This is a genomic window from Oryzihumus leptocrescens (genome assembly GCF_006716205.1).
GTDB classification, from domain to species: Bacteria; Actinomycetota; Actinomycetes; order Actinomycetales; family Dermatophilaceae; genus Oryzihumus; species Oryzihumus leptocrescens.
Window position 1 is genome coordinate 1,390,450 of record NZ_VFOQ01000001.1, and the last position, 23,239, is coordinate 1,413,688.

The 23,239-nt window shown below is 70.5% G+C and carries 20 protein-coding genes; 12 read left to right on the forward strand and 8 right to left on the reverse strand.

The genetic code is table 11. The annotated features are described in order from the left end of the window. Positions 1-24 precede the first annotated feature (24 nt). A complete protein-coding gene (locus FB474_RS06665) occupies positions 25-1,362 on the forward strand; it encodes a glutamine synthetase family protein (RefSeq protein ID WP_141787928.1) in 1,338 nt (445 codons plus the stop codon). Here FB474_RS06665 and FB474_RS06670 read toward each other — a convergent pair. Genes FB474_RS06670 through FB474_RS06680 form a run of 3 tightly spaced genes read right to left on the reverse strand, consistent with a single transcriptional unit; the run spans position 1,344 to position 4,464 of the window. Then, complete coding sequence (locus FB474_RS06670) at positions 1,344-2,321, reverse strand: glycosyltransferase family 2 protein (RefSeq protein WP_141787929.1); 978 nt, start codon at positions 2,319-2,321, stop codon at positions 1,344-1,346. The genes FB474_RS06665 and FB474_RS06670 overlap by 19 nt on opposite strands. Further along, positions 2,309-3,616 (reverse strand): ABC transporter ATP-binding protein, encoded by a 1,308-nt coding sequence (locus FB474_RS06675; protein WP_141787930.1) that lies wholly within the window; start codon positions 3,614-3,616, stop codon positions 2,309-2,311. Before FB474_RS06675 ends, FB474_RS06670 begins: the two co-directional genes overlap by 13 nt. Beyond that, positions 3,613-4,464 (reverse strand): ABC transporter permease, encoded by an 852-nt coding sequence (locus tag FB474_RS06680; RefSeq protein WP_141787931.1) that lies wholly within the window; start codon positions 4,462-4,464, stop codon positions 3,613-3,615. Before FB474_RS06680 ends, FB474_RS06675 begins: the two co-directional genes overlap by 4 nt. Positions 4,465-4,551: 87 nt before the next feature. Here FB474_RS06680 and FB474_RS06685 point away from each other — a divergent pair, with 87 nt between their 5' ends. The 4 genes from FB474_RS06685 to FB474_RS06700 all read left to right on the forward strand — a co-directional run bounded on the left by FB474_RS06685 (position 4,552) and on the right by FB474_RS06700 (position 9,634). Further along, complete coding sequence (locus tag FB474_RS06685) at positions 4,552-5,799, forward strand: acyltransferase family protein (protein ID WP_141787932.1); 1,248 nt, start codon at positions 4,552-4,554, stop codon at positions 5,797-5,799. 81 nt (positions 5,800-5,880) lie between these two features. Beyond that, the gene (locus FB474_RS06690) at positions 5,881-6,966 is read left to right on the forward strand and encodes an NAD-dependent epimerase/dehydratase family protein (protein WP_185746069.1); all 1,086 of its coding nucleotides are present in this window, start codon (positions 5,881-5,883) and stop codon (positions 6,964-6,966) included. Further along, on the forward strand, positions 6,963-7,871 hold the full coding sequence (locus tag FB474_RS06695) for a glycosyltransferase family protein (protein WP_221632459.1): 909 nt from the start codon (positions 6,963-6,965) through the stop codon (positions 7,869-7,871). Before FB474_RS06690 ends, FB474_RS06695 begins: the two co-directional genes overlap by 4 nt. A gap of 11 nt (positions 7,872-7,882) precedes the next feature. Beyond that, entirely contained in the window at positions 7,883-9,634 is a 1,752-nt protein-coding gene (locus tag FB474_RS06700; RefSeq protein ID WP_141787933.1) for a glycosyltransferase, read from the forward strand. 74 nt (positions 9,635-9,708) lie between these two features. On the opposite strand, the gene FB474_RS06705 is transcribed toward FB474_RS06700, so the two are convergent. Continuing rightward, on the reverse strand, positions 9,709-11,121 hold the full coding sequence (locus tag FB474_RS06705) for a glycosyltransferase family A protein (protein ID WP_141787934.1): 1,413 nt from the start codon (positions 11,119-11,121) through the stop codon (positions 9,709-9,711). Between the two features lie 85 nt (positions 11,122-11,206). Between FB474_RS06705 and FB474_RS06710 the strand changes: the two genes are divergently transcribed. The 7 genes from FB474_RS06710 to FB474_RS06740 all read left to right on the forward strand — a co-directional run bounded on the left by FB474_RS06710 (position 11,207) and on the right by FB474_RS06740 (position 21,348). After that, positions 11,207-12,289, forward strand: a complete 1,083-nt coding sequence (locus FB474_RS06710) for a glycosyltransferase family 4 protein (protein WP_141787935.1) — start codon at positions 11,207-11,209, stop codon at positions 12,287-12,289. A gap of 124 nt (positions 12,290-12,413) precedes the next feature. After that, positions 12,414-13,586 (forward strand): glycosyltransferase family 4 protein, encoded by a 1,173-nt coding sequence (locus FB474_RS06715; protein WP_141789853.1) that lies wholly within the window; start codon positions 12,414-12,416, stop codon positions 13,584-13,586. 119 nt (positions 13,587-13,705) lie between these two features. Continuing rightward, positions 13,706-15,514, forward strand: a complete 1,809-nt coding sequence (locus FB474_RS06720) for a carboxypeptidase-like regulatory domain-containing protein (protein WP_141787936.1) — start codon at positions 13,706-13,708, stop codon at positions 15,512-15,514. Between the two features lie 95 nt (positions 15,515-15,609). After that, on the forward strand, positions 15,610-18,639 hold the full coding sequence (locus FB474_RS06725; RefSeq protein ID WP_141787937.1) for a bifunctional [glutamine synthetase] adenylyltransferase/[glutamine synthetase]-adenylyl-L-tyrosine phosphorylase: 3,030 nt from the start codon (positions 15,610-15,612) through the stop codon (positions 18,637-18,639). A 138-nt stretch (positions 18,640-18,777) separates the two neighbouring features. Continuing rightward, complete coding sequence (locus FB474_RS06730) at positions 18,778-19,695, forward strand: universal stress protein (RefSeq protein WP_185746070.1); 918 nt, start codon at positions 18,778-18,780, stop codon at positions 19,693-19,695. A 19-nt stretch (positions 19,696-19,714) separates the two neighbouring features. Next, positions 19,715-20,674, forward strand: a complete 960-nt coding sequence (locus FB474_RS06735) for a universal stress protein (protein WP_141787939.1) — start codon at positions 19,715-19,717, stop codon at positions 20,672-20,674. Further along, positions 20,671-21,348: a response regulator gene (locus tag FB474_RS06740; RefSeq protein ID WP_141787940.1), complete on the forward strand. Its 678-nt coding sequence runs from the start codon at positions 20,671-20,673 to the stop codon at positions 21,346-21,348. Before FB474_RS06735 ends, FB474_RS06740 begins: the two co-directional genes overlap by 4 nt. A gap of 35 nt (positions 21,349-21,383) precedes the next feature. Here FB474_RS06740 and FB474_RS06745 read toward each other — a convergent pair whose 3' ends face one another. From FB474_RS06745 to FB474_RS06760, 4 genes are all read right to left on the reverse strand, one after another. Beyond that, positions 21,384-21,653, reverse strand: coding sequence for an SHOCT domain-containing protein (locus FB474_RS06745; protein ID WP_141787941.1), 270 nt, complete (start codon positions 21,651-21,653; stop codon positions 21,384-21,386). Positions 21,654-21,672: 19 nt separating this feature from the next. Then, on the reverse strand, positions 21,673-22,173 hold the full coding sequence (locus tag FB474_RS06750; RefSeq protein ID WP_141787942.1) for a DUF1918 domain-containing protein: 501 nt from the start codon (positions 22,171-22,173) through the stop codon (positions 21,673-21,675). Between the two features lie 2 nt (positions 22,174-22,175). Next, on the reverse strand, positions 22,176-22,661 hold the full coding sequence (locus tag FB474_RS06755; protein WP_141787943.1) for an Hsp20/alpha crystallin family protein: 486 nt from the start codon (positions 22,659-22,661) through the stop codon (positions 22,176-22,178). Between the two features lie 253 nt (positions 22,662-22,914). Then, positions 22,915-23,166, reverse strand: coding sequence for a hypothetical protein (locus FB474_RS06760; protein ID WP_141787944.1), 252 nt, complete (start codon positions 23,164-23,166; stop codon positions 22,915-22,917). Between the last annotated feature and the right edge of the window lie 73 nt (positions 23,167-23,239).

Here is a 23,239-nt window from a genome sequence, read left to right on the forward strand (position 1 = left end):
CGCATCTGAGGCAGGATCGTCACCATGGATCGTCAGCAGGAGTTCGTCCTCCGCACCATCGAGGAGCGCGACATCCGCTTCGTGCGGCTGTGGTTCACCGACGTGCTCGGCACGCTCAAGTCGGTGGCGGTCGCCCCGGCCGAGCTCGAGGGCGCCTTCGCCGAGGGGATCGGCTTCGACGGCAGCGCGATCGAGGGCTTCGCGCGCGTCTACGAGGCGGACATGCTGGCCAAGCCCGACCCCGGCACGTTCCAGGTGCTGCCGTGGCGTGGGGAGAACCCCGGCACCGCGCGGATGTTCTGCAACCTCACGCTTCCTGACGGCTCGCCCAGCTTCGCCGACAGCCGGCACGTGCTGCAGCGGGCGCTGTCCAAGGCCGCCGACCTGGGGTTCACCTTCTACACCCACCCCGAGATCGAGTTCTTCCTCTTCGAGCGCCCGGTGAAGAAGGGGGAGCCGCCGGTGCCGGTGGACCAGGGCGGCTACTTCGACCACGTGCCGCACGGGACCGCCCACGACTTCCGCCGCGCGGCGATCACGATGCTGGAGAACATGGGCATCTCGGTGGAGTTCAGCCACCACGAGATGGGCCCGGGGCAGAACGAGATCGACCTGCGCTACGCCGACGCCCTGTCGACCGCCGACAACATCATGACGTTCCGCACGGTCATCAAAGAGGTCGCGCTCGAGCAGGACATCTATGCCTCGTTCATGCCCAAGCCGCTGACCGACCAGCCGGGCTCGGGCATGCACACCCACCTGTCGCTGTTCGAGGGGGACCGCAACGCCTTCTACGAGGCCGGCGCCCCCTACCAGTTGAGCAAGGTCGGGCGGCAGTTCATCGCCGGGCTGCTGCGCCACGGCGCCGAGATCACCGCGGTGACCAACCAGTGGGTCAACTCCTACAAGCGTCTGTGGGGCGGTGGCGAGGCACCGGCCTACATCTGCTGGGGGCACAACAACCGCAGCGCCCTGATCCGCGTGCCGATGTACAAGCCGTCCAAGGGCCAGAGCACCCGCATCGAGGTGCGCTCGCTGGACTCGGCGTGCAACCCCTACCTGGCGTTCGCGGTGCTGCTCACCGCCGGGCTGAAGGGCATCGAGGAGGGCTACGACCTGCCCGACGAGGCCGAGGACGACGTGTGGACCCTCACCGACGCCGAGCGCCGGGCCATGGGCATCCAGCCGCTGCCGACCTCGCTGCACTCGGCGATCGCGCTGATGGAGCGTTCGGACCTGGTCGCCGAGGCGCTGGGGGAGCACGTCTTCGACTTCTTCCTGCGCAACAAGCGGGCCGAGTGGGACGACTACCGCAACCAGGTCACGCCGTTCGAGCTGGAGCGCTACCTGCCCCGGCTCTGAGGCCAGCTTCCGCGCCAACCTGGTGGCTCCAGTCGTCTGCGAACAACCGCCGGCATCAGTCGGAGCAGGTCGACCACGGAACGGGCCTTGGTGGATTTCGTCGGCTTTGGCGTATTCAAAGGACGTGACGCGGATCGTGTCGAGCGTTTGGCGGGTGTGAATGCGGCAGTGATCTGGGAGCGAGCGCCGTTAGCCAACAGGACCGCTATGCGGTTTCGCAGGTTGTAGCGGTAGAAGAGAGGACTTCCGTGTTCCGTCGAGGCTCCGTGCGCGTGCGTGGCTACAGCTGTCGGAACGTAATGGACGACGTAGCCCGCCCGACGCAGGCGCCAGGAAAGGTCCACATCCTCGTAGTAAAGGAACAGTTGCGACCAGAATCCGCCAACGTTGCGGGCCGCAGACGTCCGAATGGCCGCGGCGCCACCGCAGAATCCGAATACGTCAGTGGAATCCGGCCCGTCGTACTGCCCACAATCTGGCTCGAGGAAGCCTCTGTCAGACCCTCGGGCTCCCGAGTCCAGAACCACCCCGGTGGACTGAAGGGTGGGGCCCGCCGCGGCGTCGGATAGCAGGATCTTCGCCGTCGTCGCGCCTACAGCCGGGTTGGCCGCGAGTGGATTGAGAAGCTCGCGGAGCCAGGCTGGAGAGGCAACGGCGTCATTGTTCAGCATGGCGAGATAGGGCGTACGGACATGCGCCAGTGCCTGCGACATGGCCCCTGCGAATCCGCGGTTCTGCGGGTTCCTGATGACGCGCAGGTCGGGTTGCTCGTTCAGCCACTCGGCAGTGCCGTCAGTGGACGCATTGTCGACGACGAGGATTTCGAAGAGTCCCCGATCGAGGTCCTGGTGGCGGAGAGATTCGATGCACGTCGCCAGGAGCGACAGCCGGTTCCAGCTCACGACGACCACTGTGGCTGCCGGCGCCTGGTCCTCCGCCAGCGAGTTCAGTGAGACCACGTTCCCGGGATCTCGATCAGACCCGTCACCGAGAACCCGGGCCCGGGGAGCACCTTGAGCTCGAACTCCCGGTCACGCCAGTCGTAGACGTGAGTGGTGGAGTGATCGGTGATCGCCGCGCTGAACGACAGGCGGCCGGGGACGAAGTTGCAGCGCTCCATGCGGAAGTCGATGTGGCCCTTACCGGCGACCGTTCCCGTCTCGAGATTGTTTATTCGGGTGTTCGGGGCACCGATTGGCCAACCCTGCTCAGACCACACCGCAAGGCCGAAGTTCGGTCGTGTGACGGGGTTGTCGAATTCGTAGTGGAGCCGCACTGTCAGCGACTCGCCGAATTCGACGGCTCGGGTGCCCTTCTGGTCATGACCGAGGAACTCCAAGTCGAGGATGCGAGCTTCACCGCTGCCCCAACGCCCGGTCCCCTCCTGCACCGATGGCTCTTCCTGGGCGGTCTCATCGGTTGAGCCATGGGGCCTATGGACCTCATCATCGATGAGCACCTCCGCGGCCTGCTCGTTGTCGCTGTCTTCTGCCGGGCCTTCGGACTTTGCCCTCTCCGCGCGGTTGACCTCGGACAGGTAGGCGTCAACCACCTGTCGAGTCGCCCCCACGGCCCGCACCTGGCCGTGGTCGATCCACGCGGCGTGATCCGCCAGTTGCTCGACGATTCCAAGGGAGTGCGAGACAAAGAGGATCGTCACGCCTTGGCGGCGGAGCTTGTGTAGATGGTCGAAGCACTGCCTCTGGAACTCTTCGTCGCCCACTGCGACGACTTCGTCAATGATGAGGATCTCCGGCTCCATGTGGACGGCAACCGCGAATCCCAGACGAACGAACATTCCAGAGCTGTACACCTTGACCGGGGACTCGAAGAACTCACCCAGACCTGAGAAGTCCTTTATGCGCTGCAGGTCGCGGTCGACGTCCTGTCGGCTCAACCCGGCAATGGACCCGGCGAGGTAGACGTTCTCTCGACCTGTGAGTTCAGGGTGGAATCCTGCCCCAAGTTCAAGCAGGGCAGTGACCCTTCCCTTGACATGTACGGCCCCCTGCGACGCGGGGAAGATTCCCGCGACCAATTTCAGGAGGGTGGACTTCCCTGAGCCGTTGTGGCCAACGAGTGCGAACGTTGCCCCGCGGGGGATGTCAAGGTCAACACCGGCCAAGGCGCGGAACGTCTCTAGGCGCCCCGCACCTCGATTGAGTATCGAGTGCTTGATCGACCCGCTGCCGCCATGCGAGAGCCGGAAATCGCGAGTGACGCCGCGCAGCTCAACAGCGTTATCCGTGCTCATGCCTCCTCCGCAACGTCTCGAGCGCGCACTCGGAAGATGGCCCACCCCAGAGTGAGAGAGATGATCGTCCAGACGACCAGGCCGAGCAACTGCGAGGGTGGAGGGGAGTTCAGGCTCCACATCACCGACCTGTACGCCAGGACAAACTGGGCGAGCGGGTTCGACACGAAGAGTGTGTGTATGACGGACTCGTTTCCGAAATGGTGAGCCACAAAAGCTGCCGGGTAGATAATGGGCGTCGCGTAAAAGAGCAATTGGAGGCACAAGCCCAACAGGTGACTAATGTCGCGAAACCGGACATTCAATGAGGCGATCGCCATGCTGAGTCCCAGACTGAATAGTGCCGTTAGTGTCACCAGAACGGGGATCCAGAGAAAGCTCCATCCAATATTGCCTAGGAGTACATACACGCAGATCAGAAGGATTACCTCGACGGACCTTTCGGCGACGATTGCCACCGTCATGCCGGCGAGGGGTGCGAGAACCGGAAAGGCGACCTTCCGCCGCAGTGTTGCGACTTCAAGAAGGCCGTCTACGTTGCGGGTGAGTACGCCCGTGAACAGGTTCCATGCGACCAGGCCCGTGAAGAGGTAGACGGCGAACACCTTCACCCCGGTGGCGGATGCCTCCATGCCCCGGTCCGCCCCAAGGATCACGCCGAAGACAACGGTGTACATCGCGAGGGAAGCCATAGGGCTGACCAGCGACCAGACCCACCCGAACTTGCTGCCCAGAAACCGCGTACGCAGCTCTCGCCTGGCGAAGTTCTCGACGAGGCTCCCGTACCGCAGGACGTCCTGCAACCGTTCACGATCCTGAGCCGTGACGTTGCTGCGTTGCGTCGCCATCGAGGTCGGCTCCGTTTCGGTGGGGAAGGGCTCTGTGTCGGGTAGCCTTGGGCGGCTCTCCCCGAAGACGAACACGAAGGATACGCGGTGGATTCAGCGGTCAGTCGCCGACACGGCCCCGACGCCGGGATGGCAACTCTCGGTGGCGCCCTCCGGGGTAGGGACAACGCCTTTGGCTTCGTCCGGCTGGTGCTGGCCAGCCTCGTCATCGTCGATCACGCATTCCCTCTCGGCGGTTACGGCGAGGACCCGATGTGGGGGTGGACCAAGAGCCAGGAGAGCTTTGGTGGGTTGGCCGTGGGGGGGTTCTTTGTTGCGAGCGGCTTCCTCATCACCAAGAGCGCGATGTCAAGCGATGCCATCCAGTTCCTCTGGAGGCGATGTCTGCGGATCTTCCCGGCCTTCTGGGCTGTGCTCCTTGTCAGTGTCTTTCTGGTGTCGCCGCTGTTCTATGTCCGGGATCACGGAAACCTCAACGGGTACTGGACGCCCGATCTCCCCGGTCCCTGGACCTATCTGACCCGCAACTGGACCTTGGACATCGGCCAATACGGGCTGCTCGACGTGTTCGGCCAGACGCCTTACGCCCGTCAGGTCGGCTGGAGCGTTCTCAACGGAAGTCTCTGGACCCTTGCCTACGAGTGGAAGTGCTACATCATCGTGGGTGCCCTGGCGCTCTTCGGGGTGCTCCGGCTTGGCAAAGTCGTGGTCCCTGCCCTTGCTGCAGGGCTAACGGTCTTGGCTGCCGCGGCCACGAGCTCACCGCAGTTTGGGTCGAGCCTCGCGCCCTGGCTTGGGGACCCCCACTTCGTCCAACTTGGAGCGTTGTTCCTTTGGGGGAGTGTGGTTGCCGTTTATGCCGACCGAGTTCCCTCGACCGGTCGACTTGCCCTCCTCGCGTGCCTGGTGCTCATCATCTCGCTCTTCGTGAAGGGCGGTTACCACCTCGTCGGATACCCCGCCCTCGCCTACCTCGTGTTGTGGGTCGCGGGAAACGCGCCAGTCCGGCTGCGTCGGATCAACGCCAGGAATGACTATTCCTACGGGATCTACGTGTACGGGTTCCTCGTACAGATGGCTCTCGCCGATCTCGGGGTCCACCGACTCGGACTCGTCCCTTACATCTGTGTTTCATGGCTCGTGACCTTCGGTTGTGCCTACCTCAGCTGGCACTTGGTCGAGAAGCGTGCTCTTCGCCTCAAGGACCGAGGGCCGGGTCGGGGCCTTGGCTACTGGCTCGCGCGTCTGCGCCGAACTGGTCCGTCGGTCCCAGTTGACGGCAGCCCCGACGTTGAGGTCAGCGACGCGCGCGAGCGGGTCGCGAGTCACGGCTGACGCACCCATCTGGGCTAGTGTTCGACGGTTACCAGGGACCGGGGGCGGCGATGCTCCCGAATCGTTGAAAGGCATGTAGCCGTGAGCACCGCACCACCCACCGCCGATCTGGGGCACGTTCTCGTCACGGGAGGCGCCGGCTTCATCGGCTCGGCCCTCAGTTCGCTCTTGGCGCCGCAGGCGGCGTCTTGGACCGTTCTGGACAGTCTGCACCCCCAAGTGCACCCCGATGGGGTCGCACCCGCGCGGCTTGACCCTGCTGCCGAGTTGGTCGTCGGGGACGTGACGCAGGCGAACACTTGGGACAAGCTGGGCGACCTGCGTCCCGACACGGTGATCCACCTTGCGGCGGAGACCGGCACAGGTCAGTCGCTCGATGAGGCGACGCGGCATGCCAACGTGAACGTCGTGGGGACTACCCAGCTCACCGACTGGCTGGGTCGTATCGGCCATCTGCCGCGACACGTCCTGCTTACTTCTAGCCGCGCCGTCTACGGGGAAGGTGCGTGGTCAAGCGCCAACGGCACGGTCAGCTACCCCGGTCAACGGACGCACCGTCAGCTCGAGGCCGAGCAGTGGGATTTCCTCGACCTCGAAGGACTGCCCGCAAGGGCGGACACCACGTCTCCGATGCCAACCAGTGTCTACGGAGCCACCAAGCTCGCCCAGGAGCATGTGCTCTCTGCCTGGGCCAACAGCCGTGGAGTGCCTCTGAGCATCTTCCGCCTGCAGAACGTCTACGGGCCCGGTCAGTCACTCACCAACTCCTATACCGGGATCGTGGCGCTGTTCAGCCGGCTGGCTCGCGAGGGCCGAACGATTCCTGTGTACGAGGACGGCAAGATCGTGCGGGACTTCGTCTTCATTGACGATGTGGCCCGCGCACTTGTGGCGGGCCTTGCGGAAGCGCCGAAGGACGTGCGCGTGCTCGACGTTGGAGCCGGCGTCAGGACGACGATCTTGCATCTGGCCCACACCATTTCCGACTTCTACCGCGCACCGGCACCGAAGATCAACGGCTTGTTCCGAGACGGGGACGTGCGTCACGCCGTCGCAGATATCGGACGCACAGTGGAGGCCCTGCCTTGGGCCCCTGAGGTCAACCTCGTTCAGGGGGTGGCCAGGCTCCAGGAGTGGATCGCTGGTGAGCTCGAGGAGGCAATGTGATTCAGGCGGCGCCGACACTGCAGGTCCAGTCGGTCCTTTACGGTAACGACAAGGCCCATGTCACGAGGTTCATCGAGGCCCTTTCAAGGTCCATCGAGCTCGCCCGAAGCGCCGGAGTCCTCGGAGACACGCATGTGAGCTTTGGGGACTGTTCGCCGGTCGCGGTGTTCAGCGACCACGAGATCGGGGACTTGCTCGCCCGGCACAAGAGGTTCGGGTTGGACGCCATCTCCTATGAGTTCTTCGACCAGAACAAGGGATCGGCCGCAGGGCACAACCACCTGCTCAGGGGCCTGACCGCCGACTATGTGCTCATCGTCAACCCCGACACCATCCCGGCCCCCGATCTCCTCATCGAGATGCTGAAGCCGTTCTCGGAGCAGGTGCGGGTCGGTGCCGTGGAGGCTCGGCAGTTGCCGCTCGAGCATCCCAAGCCCTATGACCCCAAGACCGGTGAGACCCCATGGATCACGACGGCGTGTGCACTCACGACTCGGGAGGTGGCGGCGGCCGTCGAAGGCTTTGACGCAGAAACGTTCTTCTTGTATTGCGACGACGTCGACTGGTCATGGCGCGTCCGGCTCGCTGGGTACCGGTTGATCCTCCGTGACAGTGCCAGAATCTTCCACGACAAGCGTCTGGGCACTGATGGCTCCTGGCAGGTGGGTGCGGCGGAGGAGTACTACTCCGCGGAGGCGGCACTCCTGATGGCCTACAAGTGGTCGAGGCCGGAACTCGTGGAGAAGTACTCCCGAGACCTGCGCCTCATGGGTTCGGAACTCCAGCGCAAGGCTGTTGACGCCTTCGAACGCCGTCGGGAGGACGGGCGACTGCCTGCTCAGCTGGACCCCGATCGGGCTGTTTCCGAATTCGTCGACGGCGTCTACGCCAAGCACAGGTTCTGATCGGAGAAGTCGTGAACGGCGAACAGTACGAGTTCACTTACACCGACACAGGCGTGTACGGCCACGTTGTGTCGCTGCTCAAGTCCCAGCACCTTGGCGAGGGTGTTCATCTCGATCTCGGGTGTGGTTTTGGTGCCATTGCCCAGCACGTGAGAGATATGGGGCTCACCTACGTTGGCGCGGACCTGGCTTCCCCCGGTCGCGAAGCCTTGACCAAGCGCGGCTTCGAGAGTCACGACATCGACCTTCTGGACACCGAGTCGCTGTACGAGCGACTCACCGAGATTCTTGGCGGCCGACCTCTGGCTTCCATGTCGGTCATAGACACCCTGGAGCACATCACTACCGGGCCCGAGGTGCTCTCTGTCTTGGCCGAGTTCGCACGCGGGCTCTCCGGTGCGCCCCTGGTGGTCAGCGTGCCAAATGTCTCCCACCGCGACGTTGCGCTGAAGTTGCTGGTGGGGCGATGGGACTACACGGAAACGGGCCTGCTCGACCGGACCCACGTGGTCCACCACACAGAGTCTCTCCTGGATTCCTGGATGACAGCGGCTGGCTGGCGTGAAGTCGGCGCACTGGATGTGAGGTTCGCTAACAGCGACCAGTATTTTCCAACTGACCTGGTCGCCCTGAATCCGAGCACACTTGTCGGCCAAGCGCTCCACACGATCTCCGAACGCGCCAACGCCAACGCCACGGTCAACCAATTCGTGCGCGCGTACCTGCCTGGCGCGGCGCGCGGTCAAGCGTGGCCATCGTGGGCCAGGACGCCAGCACCCTTCTTGTCCGTCATTATGCGGACCCAAGGGAAGCGGCTCGAAACCATGCGAGACGCCCTGCTGTGCCTGCTTGGGCAGAGCGATCAGGACTTCGAGCTGATCGTGCTCCCGCACAAGGTCACGTATGAAGTCCAGGTCAAGGTTGAGCGTCTCGTGTCCGACCTCCCCGAGGCACTGCGCGAGCGGTGTCGAGTGCTTCCCGTCGATCATGGCGGCAGAACGCGACCCTTGAACGTCGGCGTTCAGGCTGCGCATGGGGATTACGTCGCCATTCTGGACGATGATGACCTCGTCCTCGGGCATTGGGTGGAGACCTTCCGCAGACTGGCTGAGGCCAAGCCCGGTCGCGTGCTGCGCTGCGTGGCGGTCGAACAGGACGTTGCTGAGACGACCTGGGCCGGAGATCTGGTGGCGCATCGCACGGTGTCGGCCGTTCGCAAGCGCTTCCCGTCACGCTTCGACCTGTTTGCGCACTTGACCGAGAACTTCTCTCCTCCGGTGTCCTTGGCCTTCCCCGTCAGCGTGTTCCGGGACCTCGGATTGTCCTTCGACGAGGACCTGAACGTGCTCGAGGACTGGGATCTTCTCCTGCGAAGCGCCCTCGTGTGCGGTGTCGCGGACGATCCGCAAGTGACCTCGGTGTACCGGCGCTGGGCGGTCGGAGAGGCGTCGCACACACTCCACTCCCGAGAGGAGTGGAAGGCGACTGAAGATGCGATCATTCACCGGCTCGATCGACACGTGCATCTACTGCCCCCCGGCAGTGTGTCGGCGATTCGGCGACGATCACAGAGCACGGCGTTGATCGGCGAGCCAGCGTCCCCGCAGCTCATTGACAAGTACGAGCGCGATGTGGCCGAGCTGCGCCAGGCACTTCTCACGATAGAGCGCGAGCTTCACGAGGTACGTGTTTCGCGGTCCTGGCGAATTACACGACCCATGAGAGCCGTCACCGGAGCCTTGCGTCGGAACGGCCGCTCCTGAAGTGAGGCCGGCCCCGGAGTCGTGGCGCCCCTAGTCGGGCGGTCAGGGTGACGGGGCCGGCGTCACGGTGGTGGTTAGCCGTTGTCGATGGCGCGCGACGATGAGACAGCCCTAATGCGCCGGTAGAACGCCCGCAGTGGCCGGTACAGCGGCGTACTCGAGAGCCGGGGCGCCCACGCGTCGGCCGTGCGCTGGACCTTGTCGCGGACACGGTCCTTCAGCGGCCGGAACTTGAGCACGATCATGCCCTCGCGCCGCAGGCGGCTCGCGGTGCCGGCGGGCAGCAGCAGGGGCTGGGAGTCCCAGCCGCTCGCCACCTGCCATCCGAGGTCGAGCCACTTCTCCTGCGCGAGCTCACTGAAGGAGTTCGTGTGTGCCGGCCAGCGCCGGTAGATCGACGACACCTCGGGCGTGTCGGCCACGCCGAGCAGGGAGGCCGAGCGCACCAGGAGGTCCCAGTCCTCGAGCACGGGGAGGTCGGGGTCGAAGCGGAACCCGAACTCGGAGAAGGCCGCCCGCGGGTAGGCGTAGCTGTTGAGCGGGGAGTGGTTGTCCACGAGATGCGACAACAGGTCCATCTCGACGTCCCACCGGCGGCTGGGCCAGCTCGTCGAGCGGAAACCGCCGTCCTCGAAGGTCTCCACCGACTGCTCGACGGCCAGGGCACGCACGATGCGTCGCTCGTCGCAGCCCTTCGCGGCGTCGCGGAACACCTCGACCCAGTGGGCCATCACGAGGTCGTCGTCGTCGAGGAAGCCGATGTAGCGGCCACGGGCCGCGGCCGCGCCGGCGTTGAGTGGTGCCGTCCGGCCACCGCCGCTGACCGGCACGTAGCGGGTCCGCGACCGCAGGAAGTCGGCCTGTTCGGCAATCACGCCCTGCACGGTGGCCGTGTCCTCGGGGGTCAGGTCGTGACCCAGCACGAGGACCTCGAAGTCGTCGCAGGTCTGGGCTGACAGGCACAGCAACGCGTCCCGGAACGCCTCGGTGCGCCGGCCCTGCGTGCGCACCAGCACGGACAGGAAGGGTTCGCGGGCGAGCAGGTCCTTGGGGTCGGGGGCTTCGTAGGCGCGCACCAGCCAGGCGTCATCGGTGGCCCCGGCCCGGGCGGCCGTCGCCCGCAGCAGGTCCTCCAGCGTGTTGCCCGTGACGGCAGGAAGGGTTGCGGCCTGCTGCTGGGGGAGCGGCTGGTAGCCCTCGGCGGCGAACAGGCGGTCGAGTCGCTCGCGGGTGAACCATCCACCCGCAGCCGGCGCCGGAAGCTCAGCGTCGCCCATACCCAGGAGGAGGCGCCCCACCAGGGCGGGCCGGGCCACGTTGGGCACGGCGACGATGACGCGACCCCCGGAGGCGGACCGGACGGCCGCCTCGATGCGCGCCTGGGGCGCAGGCTGCTCGTGAAGATCGCTGACCACGACGTCCTCGGCGCTGGTTCGCAGGGCTCGCACCCGGTCCTCGACGAGAGACGTGTCCACCTGGTGCTCCACCGATCCTCCTGTCATCGGTGCCGCGGCCGGCACCCGAGCGCCGAGTAGAGTCTCACACTCACGCAGGGGAAGGTGGCAGCGCCAAGTGGATGTCGGGCTCGTCGTCGAGCAGTGCCGCGCTGCCGTCCCGGGGGGCACCGGGCGCTACACCGCCGAGCTGGCTCAGGCCCTGATGGCGGCGGCGGAGGGGACCGCCTCGCTGACCGGCTGGGTCGCCGAGGCCGTTCGGGCCCCGGAGCTCGGGCTGCCGATCCGGTCGTTGCACCTGGCGCCGCAGGCGTTGGCGCGCGTGTGGGAGCGCGGCCTCGGGCCCGGCATCCGCGGGGCCGACGTGGTGCACGCGCCCACCCTCCTGGTCCCGCCACGACGGCGAGGACAGCAGCTCGTCGTCACCATCCACGACGTCGTGCCGTGGACGCATCCGGAGACGTTGACGCCGCGAGGGGTGCGCTTCCACCAGCGCATGGGGGCCCGGGCTGCCAGGGAGGCGAGCCTGGTCCTCACGCCCACCGAGGCGGTCGCCGCGCAGGTGCGGACGATCCTCGACCCGCGGGCCGAGGTGCGGGCCCTGCCGCCGGGACGCTCCTCGCTCCCGGTGCCCGATGACCCCACCGCGGTCCGCGCCGCGCTGGGCATCGAGCCCGGCCCCTATGTCTTGTTCGTCGGCACGGCCGAGCCACGCAAGGGCCTCGACGTCCTGCTCGAGGCGTTTGCCGAGCCGGTGCTGGCCGGGTGCCGGCTCGTCGTCGCGGGCCCCTCGGGCTGGGGTGGTGTGGACGTCCAGGCGCAGGCGCGGTCCCGGGGGCTCGAGCCCGTGGTCCACGTGACCGGCCGGGTCACCGACACCGAGCTCGCGGCCCTGTATGCCGGGGCCGCCGCCCTCGCGATGCCGTCCCGGGCGGAAGGCTTCGGCCTGCCGGTGCTGGAGGCCATGTCCTGCGGCGTGCCGGTGGTGACGTCGGACGACCCGGCGCTGGTCGAGGTGGGTGCGGGAGCCACCCTGGTCGCGCCCGTCGGCGACCACGCGTGCCTTGCCCAGCAGCTCGCGACGGCCGTCAACGAGCCCTCCCCGGGAGGGCGACTCGCCGCGATGGGCCGGACGAGGAGCGCGGACTTCGACTGGCAGGCCACAGGCCGGTCGCTATGGTCGCTGTACCGGGGGTTGTGACGAACGCGAGACATCGAAGGGCGTGTATCTGCCGAATATCCCCGATGTGACGCTTTATCATCAGGGGGTCCAGATGGGGCAAATCGCACCGATGAGGTAAGGGGGACCGTTGGTCCGCGTGTTGATGGACGCCACGGCGCTCCCGACGTTCCGGGGCGGGGTGGGCCGCTACGTCGACGAGCTCGTCAAGCACCTGCCCGAGGTGGGCGCCGACGTCGAGGTGGTCTGTCAGGAGCGGGACGTCGAGCTCTACACCTCCATCGTGGGCTGGCAGCAGGTGCACGCGATACCGGCCTGGGCGGCCTCGCCGCCGCGGCGTCTGGCATGGGAGCAGACGGGCCTGCCCCGGGTGATCGCCCGTCGCCGCCCGGACGTCGTGCACTCGCCGCACTACACGATGCCGCTGGTCAACGGCCGCCGCGGTGGCCCCCGGCAGGTGGTCACCCTGCACGACGCGACCTTCTTCAGCGACCCCGACCTGCACCTGGGCCTCAAGTCCCGGTTCTTCACGCAGTGGACCCACGCGTCCGCGCGTCGCGCGGACGCGCTGCTCGTCCCCAGCGAGGCCACCAAGGCCGAGGTGCTGCGACACACCGAGGCCCAGCCCGACACCATCAGGGTGATCGCCCACGGGGTGGACCACCGCCGTTTCCGGCGCCCTAGCGGCGACGAGGTGCGCGAGGTGCGCGACTGGCTGGGTCTGGGCGCGACCGACCGCTACATCACCTTCCTCGGCACGCTCGAGCCGCGCAAGAACGTCCCCGGCCTGGTGCGAGCCTTCGGGCAGGTGGCCACCGCGATGGAGTGCCCGCCCGTGCTGGTGCTGGCCGGCGGCAAGGGGTGGGACGGGCAGATCGACGCCGCGCTGGCTGAGCTGCCCGAGCGCCTCCGGGTGATCCGGCCCGGGTTCGTGCCCGACCACCTCCTTCCCGGCCTGCTCGGCGGCGCCGATGTGGTCGCCTACCCCAGCTTCGGCGAGGGCTTCGGCCTCCCGGTGCTGGAAGCCATGGCCTGCGGCGCGACGGTGCTCACCACGGACCGGCTGTCCCTCCCGGAGGTGGGTGGCGACACCGTCGCCTACGCCCGGACTCCCGACAAGGACGACATCGCGGCGACGCTCTGGCAGCTGCTCGCCGACCCGGAGCTGTGCGACCGCCTCGGGGAGTCGGCGGCAGGGCGCGCAGCCACCTTCGGCTGGATGCAGACGGCGCGGGCACACCTGGAGGCCTACGAGCTGGTCGCCCATGCCGCGGCGCGCCGGGCCCGCGTCGGCGAGGGCAGGCCCCAGCTCGTCTGACGCGGACCGGCAGGTGCCCCGGGTCCATCCGTTGCGCGCAGGTGGTTGCAGGCCTTAGATTCCGCCCGGTTTTCTTTGACATTCGGGCGGATTGCCCGATTTCACGACTGGGGGGACACGTGTCACCACGCCCTGCCCGCGCGCTCCTGTGCGCGGCACTCCTGGCCGGCTCCGCGCTCGGGGTCACCGCCCCGGCGTTCGCGGACGACGCCGCCATCACCGGTCACGTCACCGACGCCGCGACCGGCGCACCGGTGCAGGCCTGCCTGTCCGCCACGAGCGAGAGCACGTGGGAGACCGTCGACACCTGCACCGACGAGGCCGGTGCCTACAGCCTGCCGGCCGGCGCCGGGGACGGCTGGGTCGTCCAGGCCTCCGCGGACGGTTACGCGCTCGAGTACGCGCGGGGCCACTACGACTGGAACTCCGCCGACCGGCTGAGCTCGCCCGGCACCGCCGACTTCGCCTTGGTCCGTGCCAGCGCGGTCCACGCCACGTTCCGGGAGGCCAGCGGCGCCCCGGTCCCGTGGGCCTGGGTGGAAGCCGTCGACCCGGTCACGGGGGAGACCGTCGCGACGAACGGCGCCGACGACCAGGGTGTGCTGGACCTGTCGGTGCGTGCCGGCCGGGTCGAGCTGCACGTGGAGGCCGGAGCGCGGGACGTCTGGCTGGGCGGGGACGGCACCCGCGCCCAGGCGCAGGTCTACACCGTGCCGGCGGACGGCCCGCTCGAGCTCGGCGACGTGGCGCTGCCGGCGCCGACGCGCATCGTCGGCCGCCTGACCGACGCCACCGGTGCGCCGGTGCCCGACGTCTGTGCGCAGGCGCTGGCGGGCGGCTGGGGCGAGGGATGCAGCGACGCCGACGGACGCTATGCCGTCGAGGTCAACCCCGGCGCCACCCAGGTGCAGCTCTACTCCCGCAACCCCGACTTCGCCTCCTCGTGGCTGGGCGGGTCGTACACCAAGGCCAGTGCCGCGACGATCACGGCCGTCGCGCACCAGGACGTCACGGTGGACCAGGTCGTCCCCCGCGCCGCCCGGATCGCCACGCGGGCGGTGGCCGCCGACGGGAGCCCCGTGGAGGGGGCGTGCCCGACCGTCTACCTCGGCCGGACCACGGAGAACGCGCTGGCCAGCGGTGACTGCTCCGGTCCCGACGGGACGATCTCGCTCACCTCGGTGCCGGCCACCGGGGTCACGCTGAGCCTGACCAGTCCCCGCGGCGTCATCACCTGGGCCCCGGGCAGGGCGGTGCAGCGGCACGCCACGGTCCTGCAGCCGGCGGCCGGCGCGACGATCACCGTCCCGGACGTCCGGATGCTCACCGGACGCTCGGTCGTCGGCCGCGTCGTCGACGCCGCGACGGGCGCCCCGGTGCCGGGGGTGTGGGTCACCACGGCGTACGGCCCACGGATGGGCGGTCCGGACGGCGGGCACGCGGTGCAGACCGACGCCAACGGGCAGTACGAGCTGGACGACCTGAGCGGGAACAGCATCTCCCTGGTCGCGTGGGACATGGGCTACGACTACGCCCCCGACTGGACCGGTGACGCGCCTCTGGAGAGCCGAGCAGTGGCGGTCCACCTCGGCGCGACCCCGGCGACGGCCGACTTCGCCCTGCAGCGCGGAGGTGTCGTCGACGCCACGGTGACCAAGGCCGACGGGTCGCCCCTGGATGGCTCCTGGGTCGTCGACGCCTACAGCAAGGACGGCAAGGCCTACGGCTCCAGCAGCGACCTCTACCCCGCCGGCGACACCTCGCTGACCATCCGTGGCCTGCCCGACGCTCCGCTGCGGATCCGGCTGCAGGACCCCGAGTCGGGCCAGGTGTTCTGGTACGGCGGCAAGGACGCCGAGGCCGCCACGCCGGTGAAGGTCAAGCCCGGCCAGACGCTGCACCTGACCATCACGCAGCCGGCGAGCTGAGCCGGTCCGCGGAAGGCCCACACCCGCAGGGGTGTGGGCCTTCCCTCGTGGCGGGGTGGTGCCGGGCCGGGCCCACCCCTCGGTAGGTTGGGCGCGTGAGCACCTCGTCGCGAGCCACCAGCCGCACAGGGACGTTGGCGCGGCTGGGATTCGCCGAGCCGGAGCGCGCCGGGACGCTGCTCGCCGACCCCGCGCTGGCCGGGCTGACCGACCCCTTCGACGACGTGTTCGAGGACGGCCTGCCCGACGCGCTCGGTGCCGTCGCCGACCCGGACCTCGCCCTGCTGGGCCTGGTCCGGCTGATGGAGGCCCTGCGCGCCACCGACCCCGACCACGAGGACGGCAGCCCCGAGGTGCGCGAGCTGGTCGCCGCCCTGCGCCACGCCGGGCCCGGCCGGGACCGGCTGCTCGCCCTGCTCGGCGCGTCCTCGGCGCTGGTCGACCACCTCGTCAGCCACCCCGGGGACTGGACGTATGCCGCGCACGCCCGCCGGCGCGGACCGCACGAGCGGCGGGCCGCCATGGTGGCGGCCGTGACCGACCGCGGTGAGCGGACGGCATACGACGCGCTGCGGGTGGCCTACCGCCGCGAGCTGCTGGGCATCGCGGCCCTGGACCTGACCGCCGACGACCCGGTGGTCGAGCTGCCCTTCACGGCGCAGGCGCTGGCCGACCTCGCCGCGGCCTCGCTGGAGGCGGCGCTGGCGATCGCCCGCGAGGAGGCCGACGGGGAGGACCCCGGGTGCCGGTTCGCCGTCATCGGGATGGGCAAGGCCGGCGGCCGGGAGCTCAACTACGTCAGCGACGTCGACGTCATCTTCGTCGCCGAGCCGGCCGAGGGCGCCGACGAGGACGCGGCGCTGGCCTACGCCACGCAGCTGGCCACCGGGCTCATGCGGGCCTGCTCGGCCTCCACCCCCGAGGGCACCCTGTGGCCGGTCGACGCGGCGCTGCGACCCGAGGGCAAGCAGGGCCCGCTGGTGCGCACCGTGGCCAGCCACCGGCACTACTACGAGCGGTGGGCCAAGACGTGGGAGTTCCAGGCGCTGCTCAAGGCCCGCCCCGTCGCCGGGGACCCCGCGCTGGGCCAGGCCTACCTCGACGCGGTGCAGCCGCTGGTGTGGCAGGCGGCCAGCCGGGAGCACTTCGTCGAGGATGTGCAGGCCATGCGCCGCCGGGTCGAGGACCACGTGCCCACCGCCGAGGCGCCACGCCAGCTCAAGCTCGGGCCGGGCGGGCTGCGCGACGTGGAGTTCAGCGTGCAGCTGCTCCAGCTCGTGCACGGCCGGGCCGACGAGACGCTGCGCTCCGGCACGACCCTGGAGGCACTGGCGGCGCTGTCGCGCGGTGGCTACGTCGGGCGGGACGACGCCGCCGTGCTGGACGAGTCCTACCGCCTGCTGCGCACGCTGGAGCACCGGATCCAGCTCTTCCGGCTGCGCCGCACCCACCTCATGCCGACCGCCGAGCCCGACCTGCGCCGGCTCGGCCGGGCCATCGGGCACCGCCGCGACCCGGCGAAGTCCGTGGTGGCGCAGTGGCAGCAGCAGGCCCGCGAGGTGCGCCGGCTGCACGAGCGGCTGTTCTACCGCCCGCTGCTGACCGCCGCGGCGAAGCTGAGCTCGGACGACTCCCGGCTCACCCCGGAGGCCGCCGTCGAGCGGCTCGCCGCGCTCGGCTTCCGCGACCCCGCCGGCGCCCTGCGCCACCTCGAGGCGCTCACCACCGGGGTCAGCCGCCGGGCCGCGATCCAGCGCACGCTGCTGCCGGTGATGCTGCAGTGGTTCGCCGACGAGGCCGACCCCGACGCCGGGCTGCTGTCCTTCCGCCGGATCAGCGAGTCGCTGGGCACCACCCACTGGTACCTCAAGATGCTGCGCGACGAGGGCAGCGCCGCCGAGCGGCTCGCCCACGTCCTGGCCCGCAGCCGGTTCGCCGCGGACCTGCTCACCCGGGCGCCGGAGTCGGTGGCGATCCTCGGCGACGCGGGCGGGCTCACCCCCCGCAGCCGGGAGGCGCTGCTCACGACGATGGGGGCCGCGGTCAAGCGGCACACCACCCCCGAGGACGCCATGAACGCCGCCCGGGTCGTGCGCCGTCAGGAGCTCTTCCGTATCGCGGTCGCGGACCTCACCGGGCAGCTGGACCTCGCGGGGGTCGGCCGGGCGCTGACCGACCTCACCGCCGCGGTCCTGCAGGCAGCCCTCGACGTGGCCACCGCGCGGGTTGAGGGCGACCGTGGCCGGCCGCTGGGCACCCGGCTGCTGGTGGTCGGCATGGGCCGGCTCGGGGGCGGGGAGATGGGCTACGGCTCCGACGCCGACGTCATGTTCGTGCACGAGCCGGAGCCGGGTGTCGGCGAGGAGGACGCCCAGTCGGCCGCCGTCGCCGTGGTCCAGGAGGTCCGGCGGCTGCTCGGCGCGGCCGGGCCGGACCCCCAGCTCGTCGTCGACGCCGACCTGCGCCCAGAGGGCAAGGCCGGCCCGCTCGCCCGCAGCCTGTCCTCCTACCGGGCGTACTACGACCGGTGGTCGCTGACCTGGGAGCGGCAGGCGCTGCTGCGCGCGGCCCCGGTCGCCGGCGACGTGGCGCTGGGTGAGGAGTTCGTGGCCCTCATCGACCCGCTGCGCTGGCCCGAGGGCGGGATCCCGGACCCGGCGGTGCGCGAGATCCGGACACTGAAGGCCCGGATGGAGTCCGAGCGGCTGCCCCGCGGCGGCGACCCGCGCACCCACTTCAAGCTGGGCCTGGGCGGCCTGTCCGACGTGGAGTGGACGGTGCAGCTGCTCCAGCTGCAGCACGCCCACCAGGTGACGGGGCTGCGCACGACCGGCACCCTCGAGGCGCTCGCCGCGGCCGAGGAGGCCGGGCTGCTGCCGGCCGAGGACGCCGAGGCGCTGCGCCGCGCGTGGACCTTCACGTCCGCGCTGCGCAACGCGGCGGTGCTGTGGCGCGGCCGGCCGGTGGACTCCCTGCCCAGCGACCTGCGCGACGCCGACGGGATCGGGCGGATCGTGGGGCGCCGGGCGGCCACCGGGCACGAGCTGGCCGAGGCCTACCGTCGCACCGCCCGCCGGGCCCGCAAGGCGGTCGTCGCGCACTTCTACGAGTCCGACCCCGCCTGAGCACGCTGCCGCCCGGAGGTCCCCGGTCCCGGGGACCAAAGGCCCTGACCGCGAGCACCGCCGGGCCACGAGCATCGGGAGCGACCACCCGTGCCCCCTGCGCGGGCCCCTCCGGAGGGCGGTGCCATGAAGCCGGACGTGAACCTGCCGGGAACGGTCGTCGTCGGGTGTGACGGGTCGTGGCACAGCCGGCAAGCGGTGCGCGTGGCCGCGCGTGAGGCGGCCCGCCGGGGCGTCGGTCTGCTGCTGCTCAGCGTGGCCGAGCCACTCAGCGCCGGCCCGGACCAGCTGCAGCTGCTGGTCCGCGCGGCCGACGACGCGATGTCCGATGCCATGGCCGTCGCCGAGCAGGCCCTCACCCTGGTCGTGGACATCGACCCGACGCTGCCCACGCAGGTGGTCATCGCCCCGGAGCTCGGCGCACCCGAGGCTGCCGCAGCCGCCGCCGGTGCCGGCCTGCTGGTGCTCGGGCGCCACGGCGTGCACGGGCAGCTCGCCTTCTCGATCGGCTCGACCAGCGCCGAGCTGGCCCGCCTGTTCGACTGCCCGGTGATGGTCGCCACCGACGCCCCCACCCGGCCGCTGCCGCAGGACGCCGAGCCGTCCGTGGTGCTCGTGGGGCTCGACGCCGGCCGGGACTGCGCCCGCATCTTCACCGTCGCGGCGCAGGAGGCCGCCGCCCGCGGCTCGCGCCTGGTGGCGGTGCACGCGCTCGCGCCCGGCACCGGCCGGGCCCGCGCCGACCTGGCCGCGGGGTGGCGCCGGGTGCACGAGGCGATGCGCTCGGTCACCCTCCCCGAGGGCGTGCCGTCGCGCCTGGTGATCACCCGCGACGACCCGGTGACCGCGCTGCTGATGCGGGCGCGCGCCGGTGACCTGCTCGTCGTCGGCACCAAGGCCGGCGGCCGCCTGGCCGGGCTGGTGGCCGGCTCGGTCAGCCGAGGCGTCCTCGACGCCATGCCGTGCGACGTGCTGGTCGTCACCCCTCCGCGGCCGGGCTCCGGGGACGACCGCGGCCTCGCCCTCGCCGGCCAGGAGCCGGCCCAGCGGCCGTGACCGGCGGCAGGACCCGGCGATGACCGCCCAGGACCCCCGTCGTGACGTCGCCGTCGGCTACGACGGGTCAGTGCCCGCCCTCGCCGCGCTCGAGTGGGCCGCCGCCGAGGCGGCCCGGCGCGGCTCGACCCTCGTCGTGGTCAGCGCGATCGACCACCTCGGCCTCCCGACGGGTGCGCTCACCGGGGCACCCCTGAGCACGGAGGGTCGCTACGCCGAGGCGGAGCGACGGGCCCAGGACGGCGCGGCCTACGTGCTGCGCCAGCACCCCGGGCTGCGCGTGGCGACCGAGGCGGTGCTCGGTGGTGCCGCCGACGCGCTGGTGCGCGTCTCGCACGAGGTCGGCCTGGTCGTGGTCGGCAGCCGCGGCCTGGACCCGGCCACCTCCACCCTGCTGGGCTCGGTGGCCTTCGCGGTCAGCGGGCACGCCAGCTGCCCGGTCGTCGTCGTCCGCGGCGACGGCCGGCGCCGCCCCGGGCCGGGGACGCCCGTGGCCGTCGGGTTCGACGGCACCCCGCCGTCGCTGGTCGCCCTCGACGCCGCCGCGGACGTCGCCGCCGAGACCGGCGCTGCCCTGCGCGTGGTCTGCGCCTGGCGGCCTCCGCCGGAGTCCTGGGTCTCGGCCTTCTGGGAGGTCCTCGGCGACGAGAGCGACCAGGTCCGCGAGGAACGCAGCCGCGCCGAGAAGGTGGTGGAGGCCGCGCGCGACCGCGCGACGGCACGGCATACCGGGCTGGTCGTGGCCGGCCGCGTGGTGACCGGGCCGCCGGCCCGGGCGATCGTCGAGGCCGCGGACGGCGCGGCCCTGGTCGTCGTGGGCAGCCGCGGGCGCGGCAACCTGGCGAGCCTGGTGCTCGGCTCCGTGGGGCACGGTGTCGTGCACGACGCCCAGTGCCCGGTCCTCGTCGTACACGGGGACGGGGAGCAGGTGCCGGGTTCATCATGGAACGCAGGGCCGACGCGAAGGGCAGTGCCATGACCGTGAAGGTGTTCCTCCTCGACGACCACGAGATCGTCCGTCGCGGGATCCGCGAGCTGCTGGAGATGGAGTCCGACATCGAGGTGGTCGGGGAGTCCGGCTCGGCCCAGGAGGCGACCCGGCGGATCCCGGCGCTGCGGCCCCAGGTGGCCCTGCTCGACGCCCGGCTGCCCGACGGGTCGGGGCTGGACGTGTGCCGGGACGTGCGCTCGGTCGACCCCTCCATCCAGGGGCTGATCCTGACCTCGTTCAACGACGAGGACGCGCTCGCCACCGCGATCCTGGCCGGGGCGGCCGGCTACCTGCTCAAGGACATCAAGGGCCAGGACCTCGTCCAGGCGATACGGCGGGTCGCGGCGGGGGAGAAGCTCATCGACCCGGCAGTCGCCCAGCGGGTCAAGCGCAGCTGGGAGGAGGACCGGGGTGCCGACCCGCGGCTGCGCACGCTCACCCCGCAGGAGCGCCGGATCCTCGAGCACGTTGCCGAGGGGCTGACCAACCGGCAGATCGGCGAGGCGATGTTCCTCGCGGAGAAGACGGTCAAGAACTACATCACCGCGGTCCTGGCCAAGCTGGGCATGGAGCGACGGACCCAGGCCGCGGTGTTCGCGGCGACACACCTCGGCGCGGAGGAGGAGGGCCAGGCCCATCGCGCGCCGCGACGCCACCCGTAGGACGGGTTCGCTGCGCGGGACGGGTCGCTGCGGGGTCAGCGGTTGCGCAGGGCCTGCCGTCCGCGGGCCAGCGCGTCGGCGTCGATCTCGCCGCGGGCGAACCGCTCCTCCAGGATGCGCTCCGCCTCGCTGACCGGCGCGGCGCCGGGTTGGCCGGCCGGCGGCGAAGGGCCGACCGGGGGCCCGGCCTGCGGGTGACCGGCCGCAGCGACGAGTGCGAACACCACCGCGGCGACCACCCCGAGCAGCAGGACCAGCCCGAGCCACAGCCCGAACCAGCCGCCGCCCCAGCCCCAGCCCATCATCGGTCAGCCCTCCGCGTGCTCACACCGGCCGGACGAAGGCGTCCTTGCCGGTGGCGTGCTCGATCTGCGTCTCGGCCGTTGCGAGCAGCGTGTCGGCGAGGTGCCGCAGCGCCCGCGCCACGGCGACCTCGTCACCGATCGTCGTCGCCGGGTCGTCCTCGGCGGACCGGTGGCTGTGCCCGTGGGTGGCGAAGTGGTCACCCGGGCCGGCCAGCAGCACCGCCGAGGCCTCCGTGTCGTCGCCCTGCTCGTACACCGAGATCTGCACCCGCCACTGCTTGACCGGCGTCCGCGGCTCCACCGGTGCGCCGGTGCCGCCGCGGTGGTGCAGGTCCTCGTCCGGGGCATGGACGATGGCGTCCGGCCCGGGGAACACCAGCGCCTCGTGCCCGTCGCTCCACCGCACGAGGTAGGGCGGGGCACCGTTCGCCCCGCGGACCTCGAGGATCTCCCCGTCACGCACCGCGCCCTCGGTCCTGTTGGCGGCGAGGACCAGGCGGTCGCCCTTGTGCCCCTGCATCGTCAGGACCCCGCGCGGTGGACGGCGATCTCCCGCGTCTCGGCGGCCGGCGCCGGCGCGGGCACCCGCACCTCGAGGATGCCGTCCTGGTAGGTCGCGGCGATCGCCTCCGGGTCGATGCCCCTCGGCACCCGCAGCCGCCGGGTCATGCTCCCGTAGTGGAACTCGGTGCGCCGGCTGCCCTCGTTCTCCTCGGTGCGCTCGTCGCGGCGCTCGGCCGAGATCGTCAGCACGTCGTCCTCGAGGGTGACGTGGACGTCCTTGTCGGGGTCGATGCCGGGCAGCTCCGCGCGGACGACCAGGAACCCGCCCTCGGTGGACTCCTCGACCCGGATCATGCCGGTGGTGCGCTCCATCAGGTCGCTCAGCTCGTGGCTCAGGAGGTCGCCGAGCGGCCAACCCATCCGGAAGTCCTCGAACGCGCGAAGTCGTTGGGCCAGAGCCGAACCGGGCGCGGGCTTGGTGGGGTGGGCAGCGGTCTTGGGCATCTGGTTCTCCTCGTCGTCGGCGTCGTCGCCTGTCCCCTTCAGCCTTGTCGGGGCCGGTGCGGCACCCCAGAGACGAAGGTCCTGACGGCCCCCAGACCGGGGCCGGGAGAGCCGCGAGGACCCCAGGTAGGCCGGGCGGGCGGGTGGGTCGGGTCGCCGCCCGCGCGGCGAGGGCCGCCGGGAGGTGGGCACCCGGCATACCGGGCGCCGCGGCTGAGCGGCTGAGCCCGCTCAGCAGCGGCGGCTCAGCCGCTCAGCCGCGGCCGGGCAGGCCGAGCCGGTGACGGGCCATGGTCTCCGCCGCGTCGGCGAGGCCCGCGCGCACGCCCGCGCGCAGGAGCTCCTCACGGCAGCGCAGCACGCAGGCGATGACCGAGCCGGCGGACCGGACGGGGTAGGCCTCGCGCACGAGCACCGCGGTGACGTCGGAGAGGTGCCGGCGCTCCTCGCGGATCAGGTCGGCGAGGTCGTGGTAGGTGACTTGGTGGGCGGAGGCAAGCGTCATGAGCGGGTCCTTCGTGGCACCCCTGCCCTCAACCCGCCGCACGCGGCGGGCGCGTTCGTGTCCAAGGGAGATT

Bases quoted from the DNA above. Each gene is read 5' to 3' on its own strand.
- FB474_RS06755 (WP_141787943.1), bottom strand. From the start codon at position 22,661: ATGCCCAAGACCGCTGCCCACCCCACCAAGCCCGCGCCCGGTTCGGCT.
- FB474_RS06750 (WP_141787942.1), bottom strand. From the start codon at position 22,173: ATGCAGGGGCACAAGGGCGACCGCCTGGTCCTCGCCGCCAACAGGACC.
- FB474_RS06665 (WP_141787928.1), top strand. From the start codon at position 25: ATGGATCGTCAGCAGGAGTTCGTCCTCCGCACCATCGAGGAGCGCGAC.
- FB474_RS06715 (WP_141789853.1), top strand. From the start codon at position 12,414: ATGGACGCCACGGCGCTCCCGACGTTCCGGGGCGGGGTGGGCCGCTAC.
- FB474_RS06740 (WP_141787940.1), top strand. From the start codon at position 20,671: ATGACCGTGAAGGTGTTCCTCCTCGACGACCACGAGATCGTCCGTCGC.
- FB474_RS06675 (WP_141787930.1), bottom strand. From the start codon at position 3,616: ATGAGCACGGATAACGCTGTTGAGCTGCGCGGCGTCACTCGCGATTTC.
- FB474_RS06680 (WP_141787931.1), bottom strand. From the start codon at position 4,464: ATGGCGACGCAACGCAGCAACGTCACGGCTCAGGATCGTGAACGGTTG.
- FB474_RS06760 (WP_141787944.1), bottom strand. From the start codon at position 23,166: ATGACGCTTGCCTCCGCCCACCAAGTCACCTACCACGACCTCGCCGAC.
- FB474_RS06745 (WP_141787941.1), bottom strand. From the start codon at position 21,653: ATGATGGGCTGGGGCTGGGGCGGCGGCTGGTTCGGGCTGTGGCTCGGG.
- FB474_RS06735 (WP_141787939.1), top strand. From the start codon at position 19,715: ATGACCGCCCAGGACCCCCGTCGTGACGTCGCCGTCGGCTACGACGGG.